Here is a 23682-nt window from a genome sequence, read left to right on the forward strand (position 1 = left end):
TCAGATTACCCCCAGAACATGCCGGAACAACACCATCGCGATGCCGCCTGCCAGCAGGTAGAATACCGTCGAGACCATGCCCCGCAGCGAAAAACGCGAAATGCCGCAGACGCCGTGGCCCGACGTGCAGCCATTTGCCAGCCGCGTCCCGATGCCGACCAGCAGGCCAGCGGCCACAACCAGCACCAGATTGTCGGTGATGTTGGTTGTCACTTCGACATTATACAGCGGCAGCATCAGCGCGGGCACGACGACAAGTGCCGCCAGAAACGCCGCGCGTTCCTGCCAGTTTGACAGCCCGCTGCGATCGACCAGCCCGCCGATAATGCCGCTGGCCCCCATGATGCGCCCATTCCCCAGCAGGAAAATGGCCGCAGCCGTTCCGATCATAAGGCCGCCGACAAGGCCCCATATCCAATCCATCTCTATCATTTTGGTTTCCTGTTCGCGACTTTAGGGGGCGTGCAGGGCTGGCCCGCACGCCAATTCGTGACTCTTGCCGATCAGAGCTTGTTGACCGGCACTTTCAGATAAACCGTGCCATTCTCTTCGGCTTCGGGCATCTGGCCCGCGCGCATGTTCACTTGCAACGATGGCACGATCAGCTTGGGCATGCCCAGCTTCGCGTCACGTGTAGTGCGCATTGACACGAAATCCTCGCGCGACTTGCCGCCGCCGACATGGATATTCGCGGCTTTCTGCGCGCCGACGGTGGTTTCCCATGCGTAATGGTCGCGGCCTTCGGCCTTGTAGTCATGGCCCACGAAAATCCGGGTCTCTTCGGGCAGTGACAGGATTTTCTGAACGCTGTCCCACATGGTATCAGCAGAGCCGCCGGGGAAGTCACACCGCGCCGTGCCGAAATCTGGCATGAACAGCGTGTCGCCTACGAAAGCGGCATCGCCAATCACATAGGTCAGGCAAGCGGGCGTGTGGCCGGGTGTGTGCAACACATCCACGCGCAACTGGCCGATATGAATACTGTCGCCTTCGCTGAACAACCGGTCGAACTGGCTGCCGTCACGCTGGAATTCGGTGCCTTCGTTAAAGACCTTGCCGAACGTGTCTTGCACGATCTTGATGTTGTGTCCGATCCCGATTTCACCGCCCAGCTTTTCCTGCAAATAGGGCGCGGCCGAGAGGTGGTCGGCATGCACATGGGTTTCCAGCAACCAGTCCACGCGATAGCCTTTGTCCTGCACGAAGGCGACAACCGCATCGGCAGAAGATGTATCGGTCCGGCCTGACGCATAGTCGAAATCCAGAACCGAATCGATGATCGCGCAGGACGAACCCTCGGGCTCGCGCACGACATAGGTGATGGTATTCGTGGCGTCGTCAAAGAAAGAGGTGACTTCGGGTTTCATGCTGTCGTCTCCGTTATAAATCTGACACAGGATATAAAGGGCTTTGAATATATTGCAATAATAGAATGTATTTTAATTGGCGGTGTGGGTCATCAAAAATCAGTCAGCCTTGGCAAACAGGACGTGGCACCGCGTCAGGAAATCGTCGCGCACCTCGGGGCGTTCTAGCAGCAATTCATGCAAGGCGCCGTCATACTCGGTCAGGTTGGCGTTGCGCCAGCGGGCCATGCGGCTGCGTATGGCCTTTGGGCTGATGATCTTGTCGCCGGTGCCAAACCCGCAGATTGCGGGTAAGGCGGGAGAGGGCAGGGCGTCCAGCGCCGCCATTTCGCGCAGGGCGGCGGCAAGCCAACGCATGCTGGGGGCGCCAAGCCGCAATTCGGGACGCGCGCGCACCTGCGCCTGTGCCCATGCATAGCGCTCGGGGTCGCGGGTCAGCTCGTTGCGTTCGAACGCGAAATTCCACAACTCGAATTCCTCTCCCGCGCCGGGAACTTCGCGTGTATCCTGGCCTGTCAGGCGCAAAACCGCATGCAAGGGTGCAACGGAGGCCATGGTCGCGGCGGGCAGGGCCAGCCCCCACATCGGCGCGCTGAAGGCCACGCTTTGCGCAGGCAGGCCATTCACCAGCGCGCGCAGCGCGATGCAGCCGCCCATCGAATGCGCAAGAATATGGCGCGGCTGCGCGGTCAGGCTGCCTAGCCATGCCCAAAAGGTCTGCACGTCCTTTTGGTAATCGGCAAAATCGGGCACATCGCCGCGCAAGGGGGTGTCATATAGCCGGTCTGACAGCCCTTGGCCGCGCCAGTCGATTACGGCCACATCGAAACCATGTTCGATCAGATTCGCTACCGTCGGCCCGTATTTCTCGACCATCTCGGTTCTGCCGGGAAATATCCCGACAAGGGGCAGAGCGCCGCTGCCCCAGAACGCGGCGCGCAGACGCACACCGTCGCTGGCCGTCAGCCAATCAACCCGTGCAGGGGCTGGCGCATCGGCGACGTCCGCGTGAAACGGCGCGCTCAACTCAGCGCGCTGCCCAGCTTCATGGCGGCGCCCATGCTGCCTTCGATTTTCAGGTCGCCCGACATAAAGGCCATGGTCGGGTTTACGCTGCCGTCCAGAATGCCGCGAAACGTATCAGTGCTGGCGATCATGGTAACTTCGGCGTCTTCGTCGCCCTCGCGCACGCCGTTTTCGTCCAGCATGATGGACCCTTCACCTTCGATCTGGAACTTTGCTGTCCCGTCGAAGCCGTCGCCCAGCTTCTCGTTCAGCGCCTTGACTGCGTGGGTAATGATCTCGCTCATGGGTTTGCTCCGAATTTGTGATCTTTGCGCGCTGGATTCGCAGCGCCATTGCGTTACACTTTCACTATGGCGGTTAGAATATCCATACTCAATCTTGTCGTGGCGGCAGCGCTTCTGGGCGCGACTCCGTCTGTTGCACAGGATATTCCCACAGATGACCCGCAAATCCTGCTGGACCGTTTAGCGGACCCGACGCAAGAACGGTGGCAGCGAATAGAGCGGCAGATCACCCGAATCTGGTCACGCTCTGGGTCCGCCAGTGTGGATCTGTTGTTGCAGCGGGGGCGCGAGGCTTTGGAACAAGGGCAGACCGACGCCGCGCTGGACCATTTCTCTGCGGTTATTGACCACGCGCCGGAATTTGCCGAAGGCTGGCATGCCCGCGCGACGGCTTGGTTTATGTCTGGCCGCCTTGGGCTGGCAATGGCCGATCTTGAACATGCTCTGGCGCTGAACCCGCAGAATTTTCTGGCCATGATCGGGCTGGGCCGCATTCTTGAAGACATGGGGCACCCCAAGCAGGCACAAGAGGTGATGCTTCGGGTCAACGCTATACATCCGCATCGTGACGACGTAAAAGCGGCGCTGCAACGGTTGGACAAGGCTGTGCAGGGCATCTCGCTCTGACGGCGCGAAGAGGCAAGGCCCATGAATATGCGCGCGAATGCGCGGGTGGTGGCGGTTCTGGGGCCGACCAACACCGGCAAGACTCATTACGCCATCGAACGGATGCTGGGGCATCGGACCGGTGTTATCGGCCTGCCGCTGCGGCTTTTGGCGCGCGAGGTCTATGACCGCATCGTTGCCTTGCGCGGCCCGGATTGCGTGGCGCTTGTTACCGGCGAAGAGCGGATCGTGCCCGACCGCACCCAATATTGGGTTTGCACGGTCGAGGCGATGCCGCTGGAGATTGGCGCGGATTTTGTGGCCATCGACGAAATCCAGCTTTGCGCCGACCCGGATCGCGGCCATGTCTTCACGGAACGCCTGCTGCATGCGCGGGGCTTGCATGAAACCCTGTTCATGGGGTCGGACACGATGCGTAGCGCGATTGCGGCGATGGTGCCCGGCGTGCAGTTCAATCGCCGCGAGCGGATGTCGAAGCTTAGCTATACAGGGTCGAAAAAGCTAAGTCGGATGCCTGCGCGCAGTGCCATCGTGGGGTTCAGTGTTGAAAATGTCTATGCCATTGCCGAATTGATCCGCCGCCAGAAAGGCGGTTGCGCGGTGGTGATGGGCGCACTTAGCCCTCGCACCCGGAATGCTCAGGTGGAACTCTATCAAAATGGCGATGTGGATTATCTGGTCGCAACCGATGCCATCGGGATGGGGCTGAATCTGGACATCAAGCATGTCGCGTTTTCGGCCACACGCAAATTCGATGGGCGGCGTATGCGGATGCTGAACCCGGATGAGCTGGCCCAGATCGCAGGCCGCGCCGGACGTTATCAGAATGACGGGTCATTCGGTGTGACCGGCGAAGCGCGCCCGCTGGAAGACGAGGTGATCGAGGCGATCGAGACACATAAATTTCTGCCGGTGCGCAAGCTGCAATGGCGCAACGCCAAGCTGGAATTCGGGTCGCCCAAGCGGCTGCTGGAATCGCTTGAACACCATACGAACAACGACTGGCTGACCCGCGCGCGCGATGCCGATGACGTGGTTGCACTGAAATCGCTGCTGGTTTTGCCCGAGGTGCAGGACCGCCTGCGCGACCCGCGCGACTTGCGTTTGCTGTGGGATGTGTGCCGCATTCCCGATTTTCGAGGCATCTCTCCGACCGAACATGCCGGGCTTCTGGGCCGGGTGTTCGAGTTTCTGCACGGCGCAGGACGGATCGACCCGGACTGGTTGGCGCGCAACATAAAACGCATTGACCGCACCGAGGGCGATATCGACGCGCTGTCGAAACGGCTGGCGTATATCCGCACATGGACCTATATCGCGCAACGCAAGGCTTGGGTCGATGACGAAAAGCATTGGCGCGAGGCCACGCGCGCTGTAGAAGACCGCCTGTCCGATGCGTTGCATACGCGTCTGACGCAAAGATTTGTTGATCGGCGCACATCAGTGCTGCTGCGCCGGTTGAAGCAGAAGGAGAGCCTTGTGGCCGATGTGAACGACAAGGGCGAAGTGACGGTAGAAGGCGAACTGATTGGACGTCTGGAAGGGTTCCGCTTCCGGCAGGACAAGACCGCCAGCCCGGATGAAGCGAAAACCCTGCGTCAGGCTTCCATCGCGGCGCTTGTGCCTTTGTTCCATCTGCGTGCGGACACGTTCTACAACGCTCCTGATACGGAATTTGAGTTCACCGAACAGGGTGGGCTGATGTGGGGCACCTCTGCCGTTGGCAAGCTGGTGCGAAGCGAAGATGCCATGCGCCCGCAGGTCGAGGCGTTTGTCGATGACGAGGCCGGGCATGACGTGGCCGAAAAAGTCCGCCGCCGCCTACAACATTTCATTGACCGTAAGATTGCGGCACTGTTCGAGCCGCTCCTGAATATGTCGCGTGACGAGACGCTGTTGGGGCTGGCGCGCGGTGTGGCGTTCCAACTGGTCGAGGCTATGGGTGTCATCCCCCGCGCGCAGATCGCGAATGACATCAAGGCGCTGGATCAAGACGCGCGCGGCATGTTGCGCAAGCATGGCGTTCGGTTTGGCCAGTTCACCATTTTCATGCCGCTGCTGTTGAAGCCCGCGCCAACCCGGTTGCGACTGGTTCTGCGGTCGCTGCACGAAGGGCTGGATGAATTTCCCGAAAGCCCGCCGCCGGGCTTGGTTACGATCCCGCACATTACCGAGGTGCCGAGCGCGCATTACACCATGGCGGGGTATCATCCGGCAGGCGCACGCGCGATTCGCATCGACATGCTGGAGCGGCTGGCTGACCTGCTGCGCGCCTGCGATAGCCGCGTGGGTTTTGAGGCGACGCCCGATATGCTGTCGATCACCGGCACCACGCTGGAGCAGTTCGCAGATCTGATGCAGGGCTTGGGCTATGCCGCCGAAAAGGGCGAGCGCGAAAAGGTGAAACCTGTGGTCGAGTTGCCCGCCGGCGACCCCGAAGCACCCGAAACGCCTGCAACCGAGGGCACGCAGGTGGAGATACCCGCCGATACTGGCGACACCCCCGCCGAGGCAAGCGCCGATGTGTCTGAGGCCGCGCAACCCGCCGAGGCGGATGCGCTGGAAGTGTTTTACACGTTCACTTGGGCACCCCGCCCGCGCCGTGACACGAACCGCCCCGCCCGCAAGCCAGAGGGTGAGGGGCGCGGCCCCCGCAAAGGCGCAAAAGGTGGCAAGCCGAAAGTCGACGGACGCAAGGGCGCCAAAGGCGACGGGCGCAAGCCCGAGCGCGACCAACGCCCCGCGCAAGCCCCCAAACCGCAGCGCATTGACCCCGACAACCCGTTTGCCGCCGCCCTTGCGGGGTTCAAGGCCAAGGACTGATCTGTGTCCGACCTCGCGCCAGATACCATGCGCGTGGACAAATGGCTGTGGCATGCCCGATTCGCCAAGACAAGATCGGTGGCGGCTGGGCTGGTCAAAGCCGGCGTGCGGCTGAACGGCACGCGGATTGCCAAGCCCGCCGCGCAGGTCGGCCCCGGTGATGTGTTGACCTTCGCCATCGGCGCGCGCGTTCGGGTGGTCAAGGTGTTGGGCTTGGGCACGCGGCGCGGCCCCGCGCCAGAGGCTCAGGCGCTTTATGACGACATGTCACCGCCGCCCCCACCGCCTGATCTGTCGGCCCCGAAATCGTCCGGGCCACGCCCCGACAAACGCGACCGTCGCCGTTTTGCCGCACCTGCACCAGATCGGCTTGATTGATCCGAGAGGCGGGTTTATGTCAACTTCACGCGACAGGTTCGCCCGGATGACAAGCAAAAGGTAACGCCCCCATGACCTATGTGGTGATCGACAATTGCATAGCCTGCAAATACACAGATTGCGTCGAGGTATGCCCGGTGGATTGCTTCTATGAGGGCGAGAATATGCTGGTCATCCACCCTGATGAATGTATCGACTGTGGCGTCTGCGAACCGGAATGCCCTGCGGATGCCATTCGTCCCGATACCGAACCGGATATGGATGAATGGGTTGAATTCAATCGCAAGTATTCCGAAGCTTGGCCGGTCATCATCACCAAGAAAGACCCGCTACCTGACGCAGAAGAGCGTGATGGCGAGGCCGGGAAACGCGAAAAATACTTCTCCGAAGCCCCCGGTGAAGGTGGTTAAGCCCCGATTCGCCTAGCGTGTCATGGTTCTGTTTCCAAGTTGCTTGGTTTATGGGCAAGTTTGTGGTATAGAATCGCATAATATGAATTCGCTCTGCCACGGCGGTCTTGCCAACTGCCGTTTTTTTGTCGCCAACGCGTAAATGCCTCGGGAGCCATGCGTTCCTGTTGCGAAACTCTGCGCCATGCGTCCAGAGCCTAGTGGGGAAAGCCAGTATGACAAAAACGAAAAAATCCGAGTTTCGCGCGAATGAATACGTTGTGTATCCAGCCCATGGGGTTGGGCAGATCGTGTCCATCGAAGAGCAGGAAATCGCGGGGCTGAAACTGGAACTTTCCGTGATCTCTTTCGAGAAAGAGAAGATGACGTTGCGTGTGCCGACCAACAAGGCCGTGACGGTGGGCATGCGCTCGCTGTCCTCGCCCGAAATTGTGGACAAGGCGCTTGCTACGCTAAAGGGCAAGGCCCGCGTAAAACGTGCCATGTGGTCACGTCGCGCGCAGGAATATGAGCAAAAAATCAATTCCGGCGACCTGCTGGCGATTGCTGAAGTGGTGCGCGACCTGCACCGCAGCGACGATCAGCGCGAGCAGTCCTATTCCGAGCGTCAACTGTATGAGGCCGCGCTGGAACGCCTGACCCGCGAAGTGGCTGCTGTCGCCGGGGGCGATGAAGTGATCGCGCAAAAGCAGGTCAATGACGTGCTGGTGTCGCGCGCAGCCTAAGCTACACCGAAACAAAAGCTGACGCCCGCACACCCGTGCGGGCGTTTTGCGTCGTCGCATGGGCTTGTCTTGCACCGCGGGACTGGACTAAACACACCCAAAGCACTCAATGTTCGGAGATCGCAATGGCAGGCCATTCAAAATGGGCCAATATCCAGCACCGCAAGGGCCGACAGGACGCCGTGCGCGCGAAACTGTTTTCCAAGCTGTCCAAGGAAATTACGGTTGCCGCAAAGATGGGCGACCCGGACCCGGATAAAAACCCGCGCCTGCGCTTGGCGGTGAAAGAGGCCAAGTCGGTCTCTATGCCCAAGGACAATATCGAACGCGCGATCAAGAAATCGCAGGGCGGCGATGCCGAAAGCTATGACGAAATCCGCTACGAGGGTTACGGTCCCGGCGGCGTTGCCGTGATTGTCGAGGCGATGACCGATAATCGCAACCGCACCGCGTCTAATGTGCGGTCAACCTTTTCCAAGAATGGCGGCAACCTTGGCGAAACCGGGTCGGTTGCTTTCATGTTCGACCGGATGGGGCGGATCGTTTACCCGGCCAGTGTGGGCGATGGCGACAGTGTCTTGCTGGCCGCGATTGACGCGGGGGCCGAGGATGTCGAAAGCACCGATGAAGAACACGTCATCTGGTGTGCGGATACAGACCTGAACGCGGTGTCTACTGCCTTGGAAGGCGCTTTGGGGGAAGCTGATAGCACGAAGCTGGTCTGGAAACCGCAAACCACGACAGAACTGGACCTGGACGGCGCGCGCTCATTGTTGAAATTGATCGACGCACTGGAAGATGATGACGATGTGCAGAACGTCACCGCGAATTTTGAAATTTCAGATGAGGTTATGGCGGAGCTGTAACCTGTTTAGGCGGTGCCCGCAAGATAGCAGGGCAATAAAACGCGGCGCGCTTTAGGGGGCGGGCACTGCGCGTCTTTCCTGTTTGCGCAGCATGGCCTCGCGCCATGTAATAAACAGGACCGACGCCATGATGACCATGCCCCCAAGCACCACGAACAGGTCCACCGGTTCCGCAAATACAAGCGCACCCAAGGCCACCGCCCAGACCAGTTGCAGGAAAGTGACGGGTTGCGTAACGGTGACAGGCGCGGCCGCGAAGGCGAGCGTCATTGTATAGTGCCCTGCCGTGGCAAAGGCCGCGACCGCCAGCAGCCCCAGAAGCTGCGCGCCCGTCGGGGGCACCCAGACCGCGTAGGCGAAAGGGGCAAGACAGATTGTCACTGTCAGTGACAACATGGCAACGACAACGCTGGCCGAAACCTGACCGCTCATGCGCTTGGCCATAAGGTAAGACCCGGCGAAAAAGATTGCTGTGCCGATCATGGCGATATGCCCGCTCGACACCTCGCGCAGGCCGGGGCGCAGGATGATAAGCGCGCCAAGAAAGGCCACCAGAACGGCCATGATGCGCCGCAATGCCAACTTTTCACCCAAGAACAGCGCCGCCCCAAGCGTGACATAGATGGGCGAGAGGTAGTTCATTGCGGTGACTTCGGCCAAGGGGATTTGGGTCATGGCGTAGAACCACAAGATAACGCCCAGCGCATGGATGAAGCCGCGCGCCCCGAAGACGGTTATCGCCTGCCGCGAGATGCGGGCCGCGCGCAGGGCGGGCCACATTGGGATCAGGAACACCAGCCCTAGCAGGTAGCGCAAGAAAGCCTGTTGCGCGGCGGGCAGATCATCGCCCAGGTATTTGACCAGCGCCGTCACCGCGACAAAGCAGAAACCCGTCAGCAGCATCCATAACATGCCTAGCAGCGGGCGCGAGTCGGGCTTGGTTGTTATCATGTGTAATAAGTTGCATGCGCAGGGCAAACGCGCAAGCCTTGAGCATGTCGCTTGGAACCGCTTGCTGGTTCCAAGCTTTTCGACATGCGACCGAAAGCTCTAGCCTTTCAGTGCTATGGGCAACCCGGCGGCAATGAAGCGCACGCGGTCGGCCTGTTTGGCCAGCCTTTGGTTCAGCCGCCCCGCCGCGTCGCGGAAGTGTCGGGCCAGAGCGTTGTCGGGCACAATGCCCAGACCGACTTCATTCGCAACCAGCCAGACCGGGCCGCGCCGGGCGTCGAGCGCGCTTTGCAGGGCCGCAATCTCGGTTGTCAGATCGTTTTCTGCGAGCAGATGATTGGTCAGCCAGAGCGTCAGGCAATCGACCAGAACCGGCGCCCCGTCTGGCACAGTTTGCAACGCGTTTGCCAATGCAAAGGGCACTTCATGCGTTACCCACCCGTTGGCCCGGTCGGCGCGGTGTTGGGCAATTCGCGCGCGCATCTCATCGTCAAAGGCTTGCGCGGTCGCCATGTAATGCCATGGGCCGGGCCGGGCTGTCACCTCGGCCTCGGCAAAGCCGCTTTTGCCAGATCGTGCGCCGCCAAGGATTAGCGTCAGGTCATTGGCCATGAAACACCTTTGGCGCGAAACGCAGCCAGCCGCCGAAAGACAGAGTGGATTGCCACGCGCTATCACCTTCGGTCAGGTGGCGGGCGCATTTTATGATCCCGTGATGCGTGACGACCAGCACATCTGGGGCGGCATGATCGCGCATCGCCGCCAGAGCGCGGTCGCGCAGTTGCGCCACCGACTCGCCACCATGCGGGCGGGCATGCAACAGGTCTGCCGCCCACGCGTCCAGTTCCGCGCGCGGCAGCTCGGACCAAAGCTGGCCTTCCCAAGCGCCGAAATCCATCTCGCGCAGGCGGGGTTCGGTGGTCAGCGGCAGGGCGCGTGCGGTTGCGATGGACTGCGCCAGAACCGCGCACCGGTGCAATGGCGAGGTGACAATGCGCGAGACAGGCGGCAGGTCTTGCGCAAGCTCTGCGGCCTGCGCCTCGAATCCTTCGGCAGGGGCAAGGTCCAACCGCCCATAGCACAACCCTTCGGGCGCATCGGGCTTGGTGTGTCGCAGCAAGATCACGCCCATGCGGCCGCCCCTAGCAGGCTGCCGGTCAACGCCATGCAATGTAGCGCGCCCAATGTGTCGCCCGTGTCGCCGCCCAGCTTGTGCAAGGTCCAACGGCGCCAGAGGATGCCCGCCGCCACGCCGCCTGCAATTGCTCCAAACGCGCCGCCCAAGCCCAGAAGCGGTAAAGCGGCCAAACCTGCCAGTGTGCCAGCGATCATCGTCACCCCCCAACCGCTGCGTCCGAGAGGACGACCCAGCCCCGATCCCGTTCCGTTTGCACGCAAATAACGCCCTTGCCCAAGCGCATAGGCCATCAATGCGCGGCCAAGCATGTGACCAATTACCAGCGCCCCCATGCCGTTTGCCAAGGGAGCGGTCGACAAGGCTATGCCCTGCACCCCCAGCACCGCGCCAAGGCCCAGCGCACCGTAGCTGCCGATCTGGCTGTCGCGCATTATCTCAAGCGCGCGCTCGCGGTCGCGACCCCCGCCCAGTCCATCCAAGGTGTCGGCCAGCCCGTCTTCGTGCAACGCGCCAGTCAGGACCAGCCCTGCGCCCAAAACCAGAACTGCAGCCAGCGGCTGCGGCCAGATTTGCGACATGGCCAAGAACAGCCCTGCCAGAACCAGCCCAATCCCAAGCCCAATGAAGGCGAAATACGCCGGGGCGCGCGACCATCGCGCGGGCGTGTAGCCGCGCGCGGGCAGGGGCAGGCGCGTCAGAAATTGTGCGGCCAGCAGGGCAGAGGCAAGGGCGTCGCGCATTGTCTAGCCTTGTGACACGCCGGCGCTGTCGAAGCTGGCCATGTCGCAGAGCATGGCGCTGGCGGCCTTTACAAGTGGCCATGCCAGCAGCGCGCCGGTGCCTTCGCCAAGGCGCATGTCCATGTCCAGTAGCGGATCGGCAGTCAACCACTCAAGCAGAACGCGGTGCCCGGCTTCTTGGCTGCGGTGGCAGAAGACCATTGCCGGGCGAATATGCGGCGCGCGTCCCAGTGCGGCGGCGGCGGTGGTGGTCGCAATAAAGCCGTCGACCAGCACAATCCGCCCGTCTTCGGCTGCGGCCTGCATCGCGCCAGCCATCATCACCATTTCGAACCCTGCGTATTCGGACAGGGCTGTGTCGGCGGAAAGGCTGGGTGCAGTGCGTTGCGACGCCTGTGCAAGGATCGCGGATTTATGGGCAAGGCCCGCATCATCAACCCCAGTCCCGCGCCCGATAAGGTCATTAAGCGCCAGTCCGCTTAGCTTATGGGCCAGCAGGCTTGCGCTGGCCGTGTTGCCAATCCCCATCTCGCCGAATGCGAGTGCCTTTGCAGAGGTGTTGGCCACGATCCGGGCTCCGGCGTTGAGGGCTGCGTCGCGCTCAGCCGCGCTCATAGCCGGGCCATGCAGGCTGCTTTCGGTGCCGGGGGCAATGCGACGGGACCACAGTTTGGGGTGGTCGATAGGATCGCCTGCTACCCCGGCATCGACCACATGAACCGGAATACCCTGACTGCGCGCGAAGACATTGGCCGCAGCCCCGCCGGCCAGGAAATTCTGGACCATCTGTTGTGTGACGGCTTGCGGGAAGGCAGAAACCCCCTCAAGCGCGATCCCATGGTCGGCGGCGAAAATGACCAGTTCGCAGGTGTCGATGCGTGGGGTCAGAGTGTTGCAAAACCGGGCAAGCTGTGCGGCGAGCGTTTCCACGCGGCCAAGCGCGCCAAGCGGTTTGGTCTTGCCGTCGATAAAGCCCTGTATCTCGGCATCTGACAGGCGATGGGGATTGCTGGTCATGGCAGAGCACCTTTGATGGATCGCATTGCGACAGGTGTATCCGCTAGAACCCGTGGTGCAATGCCTTTTGGCGCTTGTGCTCAGGCTGCTTCCGTCAGTTTGCGGAGTTGCTCGTTCACGATGCTGGTGAATTCCGCCAGCGAGAAGGGTTTGCCTAGGAACACGGCTTGACCCAACTCGGCTTGCGCTGCGATTCGGCTATCTTCGGCATATCCTGACATAAACACAATCGGCGTGTCGGGGAAACGATCACGGATTTGGGCCATCCAGCCCGGACCGTCAAGGCCGGGCATGATCACGTCACTGACGAAAACATCCGGGCGCAGACTTGGGTCTTGAAGCAATTCCAGTGCGGCTTCACCCGAATCCGCTTCCAGAACGCGGTGCCCCTGAAGTTGCAGAGCCCGTGCGGCGAAAGAGCGAACCGGTGCCTCGTCCTCGACCAGCAAGACGGTGCTGCGGGACGCGACTGTTGCCAATGGCTTGGTCTGGTGCGGCCGCGCTACTGCAATTGCCGCAGCAGCCTGTGCTGCGAAATAGATCGAAAATGTCGTGCCATGCCCCTCTTCGCTGTCGACGAAGATAAAGCCGCCGGATTGTTTTACGATACCGTAGACCGTCGACAGGCCCAGTCCTGTTCCTTCGCCTTGCCGTTTGGTGCTGAAAAACGGGTCGAATACTTTTGCCATTATTGCGTGTGACATGCCGATGCCTTCATCGCGGACCCGGATCACGGCGTAATCGCCCGGCGGGAGCGTTGCCTTGTCGCGTCGCATCCCGCTGGGAAGGGCGTGATATTCGGTCTCTATAACGATTTCGCCACCCATCGGCATGGCGTCGCGTGCATTGACCACAAGGTTCATCAGGACCTGTTCGAACTGCCGCTTGTCTGATCGTATTAGCGGTATGTCAGCGCCATGGCGCAGCGTTAGGGTGACGCGTTCGCCGACCAAGCGGTTCAGAAGGTGGGTCGCATCGGCCAGCAGATCGTGCAGATCCAGCGTTTCGAATTGTAGGGTCTGCTTGCGGGAAAACGCCAGAAGCTGACGCACAAGGGCCGCTGCGCGGTTCGTGTTCTGCTGTATCTGCATCAGGTCGGGGTAATCGACATCGCTTCGGTCATGGCGCAACAGGATCAGGTCGCAATGCCCGGAGATCGCGGTCAGAAGATTGTTGAAATCATGTGCCACACCGCCCGCGAGCTGCCCGATTGCCTGCATTTTCTGGCTTTGCGTGAATTTCGCTTCAAGCGCTTTGAATTCGGTCGCGTCATGCATGACGGCGACCAACTCACCGTCATTGCCATAGCTGCGCAGCGAGACTTGCAGGAACAGATCATCTGCCGGATTTGTTGCACGCAAAACTTCGGTTGGCGTGGCCACGCGGCCTGCGCGTATATCTGCCAGCCACTCGCCGACCGGACGACCGAGACCTTCGAGCAACTCGCAAAAGCGCGGCGTGTCATCTTTGCGCAGGCGCAGCAATCGGCGGGTTTCGTCATTGGCGCGGGTCAGGTAGCCGTTGCGATCTACCAGTGCGACCGCGATTGGCAGCATTTGTAGGGCATTGAAATTCTGATCGGTGTCTTCGTTGCTGGCGGGTGAAAGTAACAGGATACATTCGCCTGCGTCTTGGGGTGTTGTGCGAAACCCGATATGCCGGGTATCGGTGTCGCGCAGGGCAAAGATCGCCGGTTCACCTGCCTTGGGAAGCGGCAGGTTCAGCAGGTCTGATATATGGCGTGCTAAGGTCGAGGACTGGTGGCGCAACTTGGGGGAAAGGTAGCTTATGCGTCCATTTTCCGATGTCTCGATCATGTTGAAAGGCAGAGAGTCGCGCCGGTCAGGCAGCGTTGTGTCGTCGAATTGCCACAGCGCCCGACCATGCCCGGCTGGGCGCACGGTCAGCCGCAATTCCCCGGTATCCAGCGCAACGCTATGCGTGACCCGACCTTCGGCAAGCGCGCGATCATGCAGGCGTGTGACCAGTTCGGCGGGGTCTGCGCTGACATCTTCGACAAAGCTGGCGGCATGGGTTGCGCCCGCGAACCTGTCATGTGCCGCTTGGTTGGCCCAGATAATATGGCCCAGTGCGCCATCAACAAGCGCGGTGGCCGTGGCAGAGCCATAGAGGGCCTTTACAAGCGCCAGATCACGCCGAACCTGATGCTGTGCGTGCCAGTGCCGTGCCGTCAGAAGGCCGACAGAGCACAAGATGCTTGCCCCGATTGCCCCAATCGTCAGCGAAATAGGCCCGGATAGTCCCAACCAAAAACTGGCCAGAACCAACGCGACCCCAGTGACCGCGACAAGGCCAAGCGTTGTCGCGGCAGTAAACCGAAACGCCGGTCCCTGCGCTGGGCTTTGCCCTGATGTCGCGGTTCGTGTCACGCTACCCCCGAATTCATTCATCAGGACTGTGGCTGCAAAAGGTTAATTTCAGTTTAACCGGGAATTTGCGCCGCGCAACTAAAAGGAGAAATTAACTCGCCTTATGGATGATGGCACTGAAAAACCCATCGCCACCATCCAGCGGTGTCAGGTGCTGCGCCGCGCCAAGGGTCGCAGCGGTGGTCTCGGCTGCGAAGGGGGTGGTGATTGCTGTGTTCTCGGCGTCCAGAAGCGAGCAGGTTGCATAGACCAGCCGACCACCGGGCCGCACATGCTGCCACGCCTGCCGAAGGATGGCGCTTTGCAAACTGGTAAGGTGCGTCATGCGCTCTGGCGTGAGCGCCCATTTTCCATGCGGGGCACGCCGCCACGCGCCGCTGCCGGAGCAGGGGACATCGGTGACGACAAGGTCAAACAGGCCCATGGGCTGGGTCTGCACGGTGATCTTGACGCCGGCGCGTTTGGCGCGTTCGGGAATGTCGCGCATTCGGGCGGGGTCTGCATCATGCGCGGTTACATTGGCGCCCTCGGCGGCCATCGCCAGCGCCTTGCCGCCGCCACCTGCGCAGTAGTCAAGCACATGAGCACCGTCGAGGTCGGGCAGGGCGGCGATCACGGCTTGTGAGGCCGCATCCTGCAATTCGACCAGCCCCTCGGTGAAGGCGCGTGATTGCCGCACGCGGCGCGCGTTCGTCACGACCTGAAGCGCGGTGGCCGCCAATGGGGTTGGGCGCGTTTCAATGCCCTCTTGCGCAAGGCGTTCCATGGCTTGTGCGACCGTTCCGCGCAGCAGGTTCACGCGCAAGAAAACCGGCGCGCGATGCCGCATTATGCGCAGCAGGTCGTCTGTGGCCGGGCCAAGGCTGGTTTCCAGTTCGGGAAGCAGCCAATCGGGGCAGTCCAGTGCGACGCCGCGCGGCATTGGGTCCGTGTTCGGCATGTCCGCCGCTGTCAGTGGGGGAGGGGCGTAGCCTTGGCCGGTGAACAGGGTGGCAGGGTCCGTGCCCGCATCGCGCACAAGCCCCAGCACCAGTCCGCGCCCGTCGGTCCGCCCACCCAGATGCGCAAAGGAGCGTTTGCAGCGCAGGCAGTCGAACACATGGTCGCGGATCGCGGCGCGGTCTTTGGACCCTGCGAACCGATTGGCACGGGCCCAGTTTGTCAGGGTCTGTTCTGCGGGTTTCCCCGCAAGAACCTCATCAAGAATTTCAATCGCGGCTTGAAGCCGTGCAGCGGGGGTCATGTGATGGTTAGCGGCAACCGGCGGTCAGCTGCTCGTAGCGGGCAACCAACCAATTCGGCGCGTCCGTTGGCACAGCGTCGTTCAGATTGCCCGACAATTGACCGAATATGGCTGCGGAGCGCGAGTTCTCCACCATCTCTACCGAACCGGGGGGAACCGCGCGGTCAAATACCAGCAGGGCCACCGCGACCAAAAGGATGCCACGCACCACACCGAAGAAGAACCCAAGCCCCTGATCGATCCCGCCCAAGGCAGAATTTCGGATGAAGGATGAAAACAGTGGCGTGAAGAGCGAGGCCAGCACCAGCGCCAGAGCAAAGACAGCCGCGAAGGCCGCGATCACGGTCAACTCGCAACTATCGCCCAGAAAGTCGCCAATATAGGGGATCTCTCGGATGAGCGGTTGCGCGGCAGGGGCCAGCATGAACGCCAGAATTGCCGCCACGATCCAGCCGATGATGGCCAGTGTTTCGCGCACAAAGCCGCGGGAATAAGCCAAGATGCCCGAAACGATGATGATAATCGCTACCGCTGCATCGACAATCGTGAACGCGTCCATGACCTTACTCCTACTATGCGGGTCATCCCGCGCCGAAAACCTGACCAACCACTTGTGCCAGATCATCCATCTGGTTCAGCCGGATCCCGCCCATGTCGATTGGTTTGGCAAGGCTTGGACCGATAGCAGCGCTAAAACCAAGTTTTCGGGCTTCTTTCAACCTGTTTTCGGTCTGCACCACCGGACGAAGCGCGCCGGACAGGCTGATTTCGCCGAAAACCACGGTTTCGGGCGGAAGTGCATGATCTTCGCGCGCGGATAACAGCGCACAGGCAAGGGCAAGGTCGGCGGCGGGTTCCATCACGCGCATGCCGCCCGCGACATTCAGGAACACATCCATCCCGGCAAAGGGTATGCCGCAGCGCGCTTCCAGCACCGCAAGGACCGTAGACAGCCGGGCACTGTCCAGCCCGACCACGGTGCGGCGCGGTGTGCCCAAAGGGGACGGCGCGACGAGGGCCTGAATTTCGGTCAGGACGGGGCGTGTGCCTTCCATGCCGGCGAAAACGACCGATCCGGGCGCGGGCGTGCCGCGTTCGGACAGGAACAGTGCGGACGGGTTGGCGACCTCTGCCAGCCCGCCGCCCGTCATTTCAAATACGCCGATCTCATCCGCCGGGCCAAAGCGGTTCTTGACCGCGCGCAGAATGCGGAACTGGTGGCCGCGCTCGCCCTCAAAATACAGAACCGTATCGACCATATGTTCGACCACGCGGGGACCGGCGATCTGACCTTCTTTGGTGACATGGCCAACAAGGATGACCGACACGCCGCGCCGCTTGGCGAAACTGACCAGTTCATGCGCAGCCGCGCGCACCTGCGCCACGGAACCGGGCGCGCTGTCCACGGTATCGAGCCACATTGTCTGGATCGAATCGATCACCACAAGGTCGGGGCGTTCTGCGTCCAGCGTGGTCAGGATGTCGCGCAGATGGGTTTCGGCCCCAAGTTGCACCGGCGCATCCGACAGGCCAAGACGCGCCGCGCGCAACCGCACTTGTGCGGCCGCTTCCTCGCCAGAGATATACATGCAGCGTGCGCCCGCGCGGGCGAATGCTGCCGTGGCTTGTAAAAGAAGTGTTGATTTGCCGATGCCCGGATCGCCGCCGACAAGGATGGCAGACGCCGCCACCAGCCCGCCGCCCAACACGCGGTCCAACTCGTTCATCCCGGATGTCTGGCGCGGTGGTGGAGCCTCGGAATCGGCTAATGACCCAAGCGTGATTGTCTTGCCCTTCATGGCGCGGGCACCGGGGCCGCGCGACAGGGGCGCCTCCTCGACAATCGTGTTCCATCCGTTGCAGGCATCACACTGGCCCGCCCATTTGCGGTGGGTGGCGCCGCAAGCGGTGCAGGTAAACTGGGGGGCGGATTTGGCCATGGCGATGTTATGACCTGACGGCCTTAGCCTTGCAAGCCCGCCTGCCGGTGCAGGCTGAGTGCGCGCAATTCCGGCAAGGTCTGGCGCAGGGTTTCGGTCAGGTCGGCCTCTGTCGCGGTGTGGTCCGCCTGTGGGTCCAACCGGGCCAGCACCTCTATGTGCAAGCCGTCTTCGAAATAACCAAGCTGCACGCGCGCCACGTTTGCCACCATCGGATGGGCTTGCGCTAGCGTCAGGATCAGCCCTTCGATTTCGCCGCGCAAGGGCGCTTCGGTGGCACCGAACCCGTCGAAATGGCCTGCGGGTTCGACATGGATGATAATGTCTTCCAGCGCATCAATCCGGTCAAGCGCGTCAGAGCGCGCGGCCTCGGCAATGCGGTGGCCTTCGGTCACGGTGATATGCGGGTCCACCATTACCGACACATCAGCCACTGCCCGCGCGCCGTGTTGGCGCATCCGCAGGTCGCGCAAGCCCTCCACACCGGGGGTGCGGTTTAGGCTGTCTTGCAGATCTGCGCGTAACCCGTCCGGGGCTTGGGTGTCGACCAACTCATCGACAGCCCCTTTGCCGAACTCCCACGCCACCCGGCCCAGCATGGCGGCGATGATGATCGCGGCTACCGGATCGCCCCAGCCGAAGCCCAGTTGTGCTGCGCCCACGCCAATCAACGCCACAACCGACGACAGCGCATCGGTGCGGTGGTGCCATGCATTGGCAATTATCATACGCGAACCGGTTCGTTCGCCCACGGCGCGGGTGTAGTGATACAGCGCTTCCTTGGCCAAGATGGATACTGCGATCACCGCCAGCGCCCACAAACCGGGTGCGCTATCTGTGCCGGACAACAACCGCACGGCGGCATCCCATGCAATGCCCAGACCCGTCAGGGCCAGAATAGCGGCCAGGGCGAGTGTTGCCAGTGTCTCGAACCGGCCGTGGCCGTAAGGGTGGTTCTCGTCCGGGGCCAACGCAGAATGGCGCAAGGCCCAGAACACCAGCACATCCGAGACCAGATCAGACAGCGAATGCACCCCATCGGCCACCAACGCAGGGCTGGCCAACATCAGCCCAGCCGTGATTTTGGCCATCGACAAGATGGTATTGATCCCGGCACCAACAAGCGTGACACGGGTTTTCGCGTGGTCCTTGGTCATGGTCGTGGGGCGCCTTGGCTGGAAGCCTTCAACTTACCAAGCTGCGGCGCTAGGCGAAAGCCCCGTCGCTACGGGTCACTTCGGTCATCAGCCAGTCGCGAAACGCCTCTGTCGCTGTGTTAATGCGCGCGGATTTCGGCGTCATAAGCCAATAGCCCGCGCCATTGGGCCAAGGCGGGGCGAGGGGCGTCATCTCGCCGCGCGCAAGTTCCGGCTGAAACAGAAAGCCCGGCAACAGCGCAACGCCCAAGCCCGCAATACAGGCTTGCGCCAATGTGGAAAAATGCTCGAACACCAGTTGCGGGGGGCCGGGGTCGGGCAGGCCCTGCGCAGCGCACCAATCGGACCATTCATGCGGGCGTGTCGCCAATGCAAGACGCGGCGCACGGGCAATTTGCGCCGGGCCTTCGACCGCAAGCGCGGGCGCGGCACAGGGTTGCACGCGGTCGTCCAGCAAAAGCGTGGCCTCTGTTCCCGGCCAATCGGGGCGGCCTGCATGGATGGCGGCATCCAGCCCCTCTGCGGCAAGGTCGATCTGGCCGATCCGTGTGGCAAAATGCACTGTAATATCCGGGTGGCGGCGCAGGAAACGCGGCATTCGTGGCATTAACCAGCGGGTGCCGAAGGTTGGCAGGATGGCCAAAGTCAACTGATGAGGTCTGGCCCTGAGCGCCAATGCGGCGCGTTGCAACTGCCCCAATGCCGCGCGCACGTCCCGCGCGTAATCCGCCCCTTCCGGCGTTGGCACCACCTCGCGCGGGCCGCGCTGCAACAGAGTGACGCTCAACTGCCGTTCCAGCGCTGCAACCTGCCGCGACACCGCTGATTGCGTCAGGGCAAGCTCTGCGGCGGCGGCGGTGAAACTGCCAAGCCGGACCACGGCCTCGAAGGCTTGCAGGCTGGAAGTGCTGGGCAGGTCGCGGCGTGGCAAAGGCATAACTATTCCATTTTGGAATGATAGGTTTCTAAATTATCCTTTTATCATTCACTTTATGCAAGGTAAGACATGCGCAAATGTTCTGCTATTGGAGGATGCGATGCCCTTGGACAAACCCGCCATGAAAGCCAAAGACGCCCCGGAACTGGGCGCTTTCACCTGGAATGACCCGCTGCGCCTGGAAAGCCAACTGTCGGAAGATGAACGCATGCTGCGCGATGCGGCCCATGAATTTGCGCAATCCACGCTGCAACCGCGCGTCATCGATGCCTACCGCGAGGAAACATCCGCGCCTGAATTGTTTCCGCTGATGGGCGATGCGGGCCTTTTAGGCGCGACCTTGCCCGAGGAATACGGAGGGCTTGGGGCCAATTACGTCACCTACGGGCTGATCGCGCGCGAAATCGAGCGCGTCGATTCGGGCTATCGCAGCATGATGTCGGTGCAATCCTCATTGGTGATTTACCCGATTTATGCCTACGGGTCGGAAGAGCAGCGGCAGAAATACCTGCCCGGCCTGTGCGCGGGCACGCTGATCGGCTGTTTTGGCCTGACCGAACCCGATGCCGGGTCGGACCCTGCCGGCATGAAAACCCGCGCCGAGAAGACTGCCACCGGCTACAAGCTGACCGGGTCCAAGATGTGGATTTCCAACAGCCCCTTTGCCGATGTCTTCGTGGTCTGGGCCAAGTCCGAGGCGCATGGCGGGCGCATTCGTGGCTTCATTCTGGAAAAGGGTATGAAAGGGCTCAGCGCGCCCAAGATCGGTGGCAAGCTGAGCCTGCGCGCTTCGACCACCGGGGAAATCGTGATGGATGGGGTCGAGGTGGGTGAAGACGCGCTGCTGCCCTATGTCGAAGGGCTGAAAGGCCCCTTCGGCTGCCTGAACCGCGCGCGCTATGGTATTGCCTGGGGCGTCATTGGTGCTGCCGAATTCTGCTGGCATGCCGCGCGCCAATACGGGCTGGACCGCAAACAATTCGACAAACCCTTGGCGGGCACGCAACTGTTTCAAAAGAAACTGGCGGATATGCAGACCGAAATCGCGCTGGGCCTGCAAGCTGCGCTGCAAACAGGCCGATTGATGGACGAAGCGGAAGCCGCGCCAGAAGTGATCTCGCTTATCAAGCGTAACAACTGTGGCAAGGCTTTGGATATTGCCCGCAACGCCCGCGATATGCATGGTGGCAACGGGATTTCCGAGGAATACCAGGTGATGCGCCACATGGTGAACCTTGAAACGGTGAACACTTATGAAGGCACGCATGACGTGCATGCGCTGATCTTGGGGCGCGCGCAGACAGGGCTTCAGGCGTTTTTCTGACACGGGGCACGGGCCGCCATGTCGCGCCGCCGGGCTGTCGCCCGGCGGTGTGAGTATTTGAGGCAAGATGAAGGGGCTGACCGCGCTTGCTTGACCCCTCGGGCGCGGCTTGTATGGTCGCCCGCAACCCGATCTTTGGAGCAGTGCATGTCCTTGACCAACACCCCTCCCACCGCTGAGTTGCAGGCGCTGGATGCGGCCCATCATATGCACCCGTTCACGGCGAACGGCGCTTTGGGGCAGAAAGGCGCGCGGATCATCACCCGGGCTCAAGGTGTGCGGCTGACCGACAGCAACGGCGAAGAATTGATCGACGGAATGGCCGGGCTGTGGTGCGTCAATATTGGTTACGGGCGCGCGGAACTGGCAGAGGCGGCAGCGCGGCAAATGCGCGAGCTACCCTATTACAACACGTTTTTCCAAACCAGCCATGTGCCCGCGCTAACGCTTGCGGCGAAACTGGCGGAGCTTGCGCCGGACGACCTGAACCATGTGTTCTTTGCCGGGTCGGGGTCGGAAGCGAATGACACCAATATCCGCATGGTGCGGCAGTATTGGGCGCTGAAGGGGCAGGCGCAACGCGGCACCATCATTGCACGGCGCAACGGGTATCACGGGTCGACGATGGGCGGCGGGTCGCTTGGTGGCATGGCTGCGATGCACGCGCAGGGCGGGATGCCGATCCCCGGTATCGTGCATATCGACCAGCCTTATTGGTGGGGCGAGGGCGGCGACATGACGCCGGAAGAATTTGGCCTGGCCCGCGCGCGGGCGCTGGAGGAGAAAATCCTCGAAATCGGGCCGGAAACCGTTGCAGCCTTCATCGCGGAACCCGTGCAGGGCGCGGGCGGCGTTATCATCCCGCCCGACAGTTACTGGCCCGAAGTGCAACGGATCGTGGATAAATACGGCATCCTGCTGATCGCGGATGAGGTGATTACCGGGTTTGGCCGCCTTGGCCAGTGGTTTGGGTCGCAAAGCTACGGCATTCGCCCCCATATCATGACCATCGCCAAAGGGTTGTCCTCTGGCTATCAGCCGATCGGCGGGTCGATCGTCTGCGACGAGGTGGCACAGACGATCGCGCAGGATGAGTTCAACCACGGCTACACCTATTCCGGGCATCCGGTGGCTGCGGCGGTGGCGTTGGAAAACCTGCGTATTCTGGACGAAGAAAGTATCGTCACGCGGGTCCGGGATGAAGCGGCGCCCTACCTTGCAAACGCATGGGCCACGCTGACGGACCACCCGCTTGTGGGCGAGGCAGTCAGCCGTGGGCTGATGGCCAGCCTTGCCTTGACGCCGGACAAAAGTAGCCGTGCCGCGTTTGCCGCCGGGCCGGGCCGTGCGGGCTATGTCTGCCGCGAATATTGTTTCGCCAACGGCCTTGTGATGCGCCATGTCGGGGACCGGATGATTATTGCGCCGCCGCTTGTCATCTCGACCTCCGATATCGACGAATTGATTCGGCGCGCCCGCAACGCCCTGGACCAGACGCTGGAGCATCTGCACCGTGATGGTGCGATGGTCGCCGCCTAGAGCCGGGTTAGTCGGGCGGCGGCATGCTGATCTGGCGGGCAGAGCAGGCGCGGTCCAGCACATCGACGCCGCAGGCCCGCGGTTGCAGGTCTTGCGTCAGGCACAGGCGGATTTCGCGCAGATCGCCATCACGGCAGGTGGTGATGACCATATCCGCCCCGAATTGCGGGTTCGCGTCGCGAAAGGCGGTTTCGACGGTGTCGGGCGTTGCGCGGGTTGTCCGGGTGATGCGGGTCAGCGAGTCGGGCCAACTTAGCCCTTCGAAGGCCGCGCGGGTTTGCCCGAAATAAGCATCTGCGCTCAACCCGCTGCACCGTCCATGTTTTTTCCATTGATGCCAGGCCAGCCCGCCGTCGCCCATGATATCGGCCATAGCGCCGGTCTGGGCGCGGCTGGGATCACGCGCGTCCGTGTCACAATATTCGGGCCATCCGCCCCCGGTATATTGCGGCCACAGGCCATGCACTTGCCAGCCGGTGCCATCATCGCATTGTGGCGCCCCGCGCGCATCGCCTTCGGCATTGCACCAGCTGGGCGTCCAACTGAGCGCCAGCAGGTAATATGCGTCCTGCTCTGTGCTGTCGGCTTGCTGTCCCAGAACGTAGATTGCAGCCAAAACCAGAAGCGCCAATCCGCTCATACCCTTGCGCAGCAGCTTTTGCATTAGCCCTTCCCCTTGCAGCCCGACTTGGCTATAACCGCACCATCCCCCGATAGCGAGGAGAGGCAGGGTCCCCTGCAGCCGGTTTTCCGGCACATGATAACCCATGCGCACGCGCCAAGCGCGCTGCCGACATCAG

At 61.7% G+C, this 23682-nt stretch carries 24 protein-coding genes; 8 read left to right on the forward strand and 16 right to left on the reverse strand.

The features are described from left to right. The 4 genes from M3N55_RS12970 to M3N55_RS12985 all read right to left on the reverse strand — a co-directional run bounded on the left by M3N55_RS12970 (position 1) and on the right by M3N55_RS12985 (position 2677). Entirely contained in the window at positions 1 to 429 is a 429-nt protein-coding gene (locus M3N55_RS12970) for a YeeE/YedE family protein (protein ID WP_249059858.1), read from the reverse strand. A gap of 74 nt (positions 430 to 503) precedes the next feature. Next, positions 504 to 1367: an MBL fold metallo-hydrolase gene (locus tag M3N55_RS12975; protein ID WP_249059754.1), complete on the reverse strand. Its 864-nt coding sequence runs from the start codon at positions 1365 to 1367 to the stop codon at positions 504 to 506. Between the two features lie 99 nt (positions 1368 to 1466). Continuing rightward, positions 1467 to 2393: an alpha/beta fold hydrolase gene (locus tag M3N55_RS12980; RefSeq protein ID WP_249059755.1), complete on the reverse strand. Its 927-nt coding sequence runs from the start codon at positions 2391 to 2393 to the stop codon at positions 1467 to 1469. Then, entirely contained in the window at positions 2390 to 2677 is a 288-nt protein-coding gene (locus M3N55_RS12985; RefSeq protein ID WP_249059757.1) for an SCP2 sterol-binding domain-containing protein, read from the reverse strand. The genes M3N55_RS12980 and M3N55_RS12985 overlap by 4 nt, the downstream gene beginning before the upstream one ends. Positions 2678 to 2743: 66 nt before the next feature. On the opposite strand from M3N55_RS12985, the gene M3N55_RS12990 reads away from it, so the two are divergent. The 6 genes from M3N55_RS12990 to M3N55_RS13015 all read left to right on the forward strand — a co-directional run bounded on the left by M3N55_RS12990 (position 2744) and on the right by M3N55_RS13015 (position 8506). Beyond that, positions 2744 to 3304: a tetratricopeptide repeat protein gene (locus tag M3N55_RS12990; protein WP_249059759.1), complete on the forward strand. Its 561-nt coding sequence runs from the start codon at positions 2744 to 2746 to the stop codon at positions 3302 to 3304. Positions 3305 to 3331: 27 nt separating this feature from the next. Beyond that, on the forward strand, positions 3332 to 6127 hold the full coding sequence (locus M3N55_RS12995) for a helicase-related protein (protein ID WP_249059860.1): 2796 nt from the start codon (positions 3332 to 3334) through the stop codon (positions 6125 to 6127). A gap of 27 nt (positions 6128 to 6154) precedes the next feature. Then, positions 6155 to 6505: an RNA-binding S4 domain-containing protein gene (locus tag M3N55_RS13000; protein ID WP_249059862.1), complete on the forward strand. Its 351-nt coding sequence runs from the start codon at positions 6155 to 6157 to the stop codon at positions 6503 to 6505. A gap of 71 nt (positions 6506 to 6576) precedes the next feature. Then, a complete protein-coding gene (gene fdxA, locus M3N55_RS13005; RefSeq protein WP_249059761.1) occupies positions 6577 to 6915 on the forward strand; it encodes a ferredoxin FdxA in 339 nt (112 codons plus the stop codon). A 215-nt stretch (positions 6916 to 7130) separates the two neighbouring features. Continuing rightward, positions 7131 to 7640 (forward strand): CarD family transcriptional regulator, encoded by a 510-nt coding sequence (locus M3N55_RS13010; protein WP_249059763.1) that lies wholly within the window; start codon positions 7131 to 7133, stop codon positions 7638 to 7640. Between the two features lie 125 nt (positions 7641 to 7765). Continuing rightward, positions 7766 to 8506 (forward strand): YebC/PmpR family DNA-binding transcriptional regulator, encoded by a 741-nt coding sequence (locus M3N55_RS13015; protein WP_249059765.1) that lies wholly within the window; start codon positions 7766 to 7768, stop codon positions 8504 to 8506. A 51-nt stretch (positions 8507 to 8557) separates the two neighbouring features. Here M3N55_RS13015 and M3N55_RS13020 read toward each other — a convergent pair whose 3' ends face one another. From M3N55_RS13020 to M3N55_RS13070, 11 genes are all read right to left on the reverse strand, one after another. Further along, a complete protein-coding gene (locus M3N55_RS13020) occupies positions 8558 to 9457 on the reverse strand; it encodes a DMT family transporter (RefSeq protein WP_249059768.1) in 900 nt (299 codons plus the stop codon). A 99-nt stretch (positions 9458 to 9556) separates the two neighbouring features. Then, positions 9557 to 10069, reverse strand: coding sequence for a bifunctional adenosylcobinamide kinase/adenosylcobinamide-phosphate guanylyltransferase (gene cobU / locus M3N55_RS13025; RefSeq protein WP_249059769.1), 513 nt, complete (start codon positions 10067 to 10069; stop codon positions 9557 to 9559). Beyond that, the gene (gene cobC, locus M3N55_RS13030; RefSeq protein WP_249059771.1) at positions 10059 to 10589 is read right to left on the reverse strand and encodes an alpha-ribazole phosphatase family protein; all 531 of its coding nucleotides are present in this window, start codon (positions 10587 to 10589) and stop codon (positions 10059 to 10061) included. The genes cobU and cobC overlap by 11 nt, the downstream gene beginning before the upstream one ends. Further along, a complete protein-coding gene (gene cobS / locus M3N55_RS13035) occupies positions 10580 to 11335 on the reverse strand; it encodes an adenosylcobinamide-GDP ribazoletransferase (protein ID WP_249059772.1) in 756 nt (251 codons plus the stop codon). The genes cobC and cobS overlap by 10 nt, the downstream gene beginning before the upstream one ends. A gap of 3 nt (positions 11336 to 11338) precedes the next feature. Then, positions 11339 to 12352: a nicotinate-nucleotide--dimethylbenzimidazole phosphoribosyltransferase gene (cobT, locus tag M3N55_RS13040; protein WP_249059777.1), complete on the reverse strand. Its 1014-nt coding sequence runs from the start codon at positions 12350 to 12352 to the stop codon at positions 11339 to 11341. 80 nt (positions 12353 to 12432) lie between these two features. After that, on the reverse strand, positions 12433 to 14742 hold the full coding sequence (locus tag M3N55_RS16810; protein ID WP_249059779.1) for an ATP-binding protein: 2310 nt from the start codon (positions 14740 to 14742) through the stop codon (positions 12433 to 12435). 91 nt (positions 14743 to 14833) lie between these two features. Then, positions 14834 to 15985, reverse strand: a complete 1152-nt coding sequence (locus tag M3N55_RS13050) for an RsmB/NOP family class I SAM-dependent RNA methyltransferase (RefSeq protein ID WP_249059780.1) — start codon at positions 15983 to 15985, stop codon at positions 14834 to 14836. A 7-nt stretch (positions 15986 to 15992) separates the two neighbouring features. Then, complete coding sequence (locus M3N55_RS13055) at positions 15993 to 16544, reverse strand: CvpA family protein (RefSeq protein WP_249059783.1); 552 nt, start codon at positions 16542 to 16544, stop codon at positions 15993 to 15995. Positions 16545 to 16566: 22 nt separating this feature from the next. Continuing rightward, positions 16567 to 17925 carry a DNA repair protein RadA gene (gene radA, locus M3N55_RS13060; protein WP_249059792.1) on the reverse strand — a complete coding sequence of 453 codons (1359 nt, stop codon included), beginning with the start codon at positions 17923 to 17925 and terminating at the stop codon, positions 16567 to 16569. 23 nt (positions 17926 to 17948) lie between these two features. Continuing rightward, complete coding sequence (locus tag M3N55_RS13065) at positions 17949 to 19082, reverse strand: cation diffusion facilitator family transporter (protein ID WP_249059794.1); 1134 nt, start codon at positions 19080 to 19082, stop codon at positions 17949 to 17951. Between the two features lie 49 nt (positions 19083 to 19131). Further along, on the reverse strand, positions 19132 to 20019 hold the full coding sequence (locus tag M3N55_RS13070) for a LysR substrate-binding domain-containing protein (protein ID WP_249059796.1): 888 nt from the start codon (positions 20017 to 20019) through the stop codon (positions 19132 to 19134). Positions 20020 to 20119: 100 nt separating this feature from the next. Between M3N55_RS13070 and M3N55_RS13075 the strand changes: the two genes are divergently transcribed. Together M3N55_RS13075 and M3N55_RS13080 are read left to right on the forward strand one after the other, a co-directional pair. Further along, positions 20120 to 21343, forward strand: a complete 1224-nt coding sequence (locus M3N55_RS13075) for an acyl-CoA dehydrogenase (protein WP_249059798.1) — start codon at positions 20120 to 20122, stop codon at positions 21341 to 21343. Positions 21344 to 21490: 147 nt separating this feature from the next. After that, positions 21491 to 22882, forward strand: coding sequence for an aspartate aminotransferase family protein (locus M3N55_RS13080; protein WP_249059799.1), 1392 nt, complete (start codon positions 21491 to 21493; stop codon positions 22880 to 22882). 7 nt (positions 22883 to 22889) lie between these two features. Here M3N55_RS13080 and M3N55_RS13085 read toward each other — a convergent pair whose 3' ends face one another. After that, positions 22890 to 23546: a ribonuclease T2 family protein gene (locus M3N55_RS13085; RefSeq protein WP_249059801.1), complete on the reverse strand. Its 657-nt coding sequence runs from the start codon at positions 23544 to 23546 to the stop codon at positions 22890 to 22892. Positions 23547 to 23682 lie beyond the last annotated feature (136 nt).

This window comes from Roseinatronobacter domitianus (assembly GCF_023336755.1).
GTDB classification, from domain to species: Bacteria; Pseudomonadota; Alphaproteobacteria; order Rhodobacterales; family Rhodobacteraceae; genus Roseinatronobacter; species Roseinatronobacter domitianus.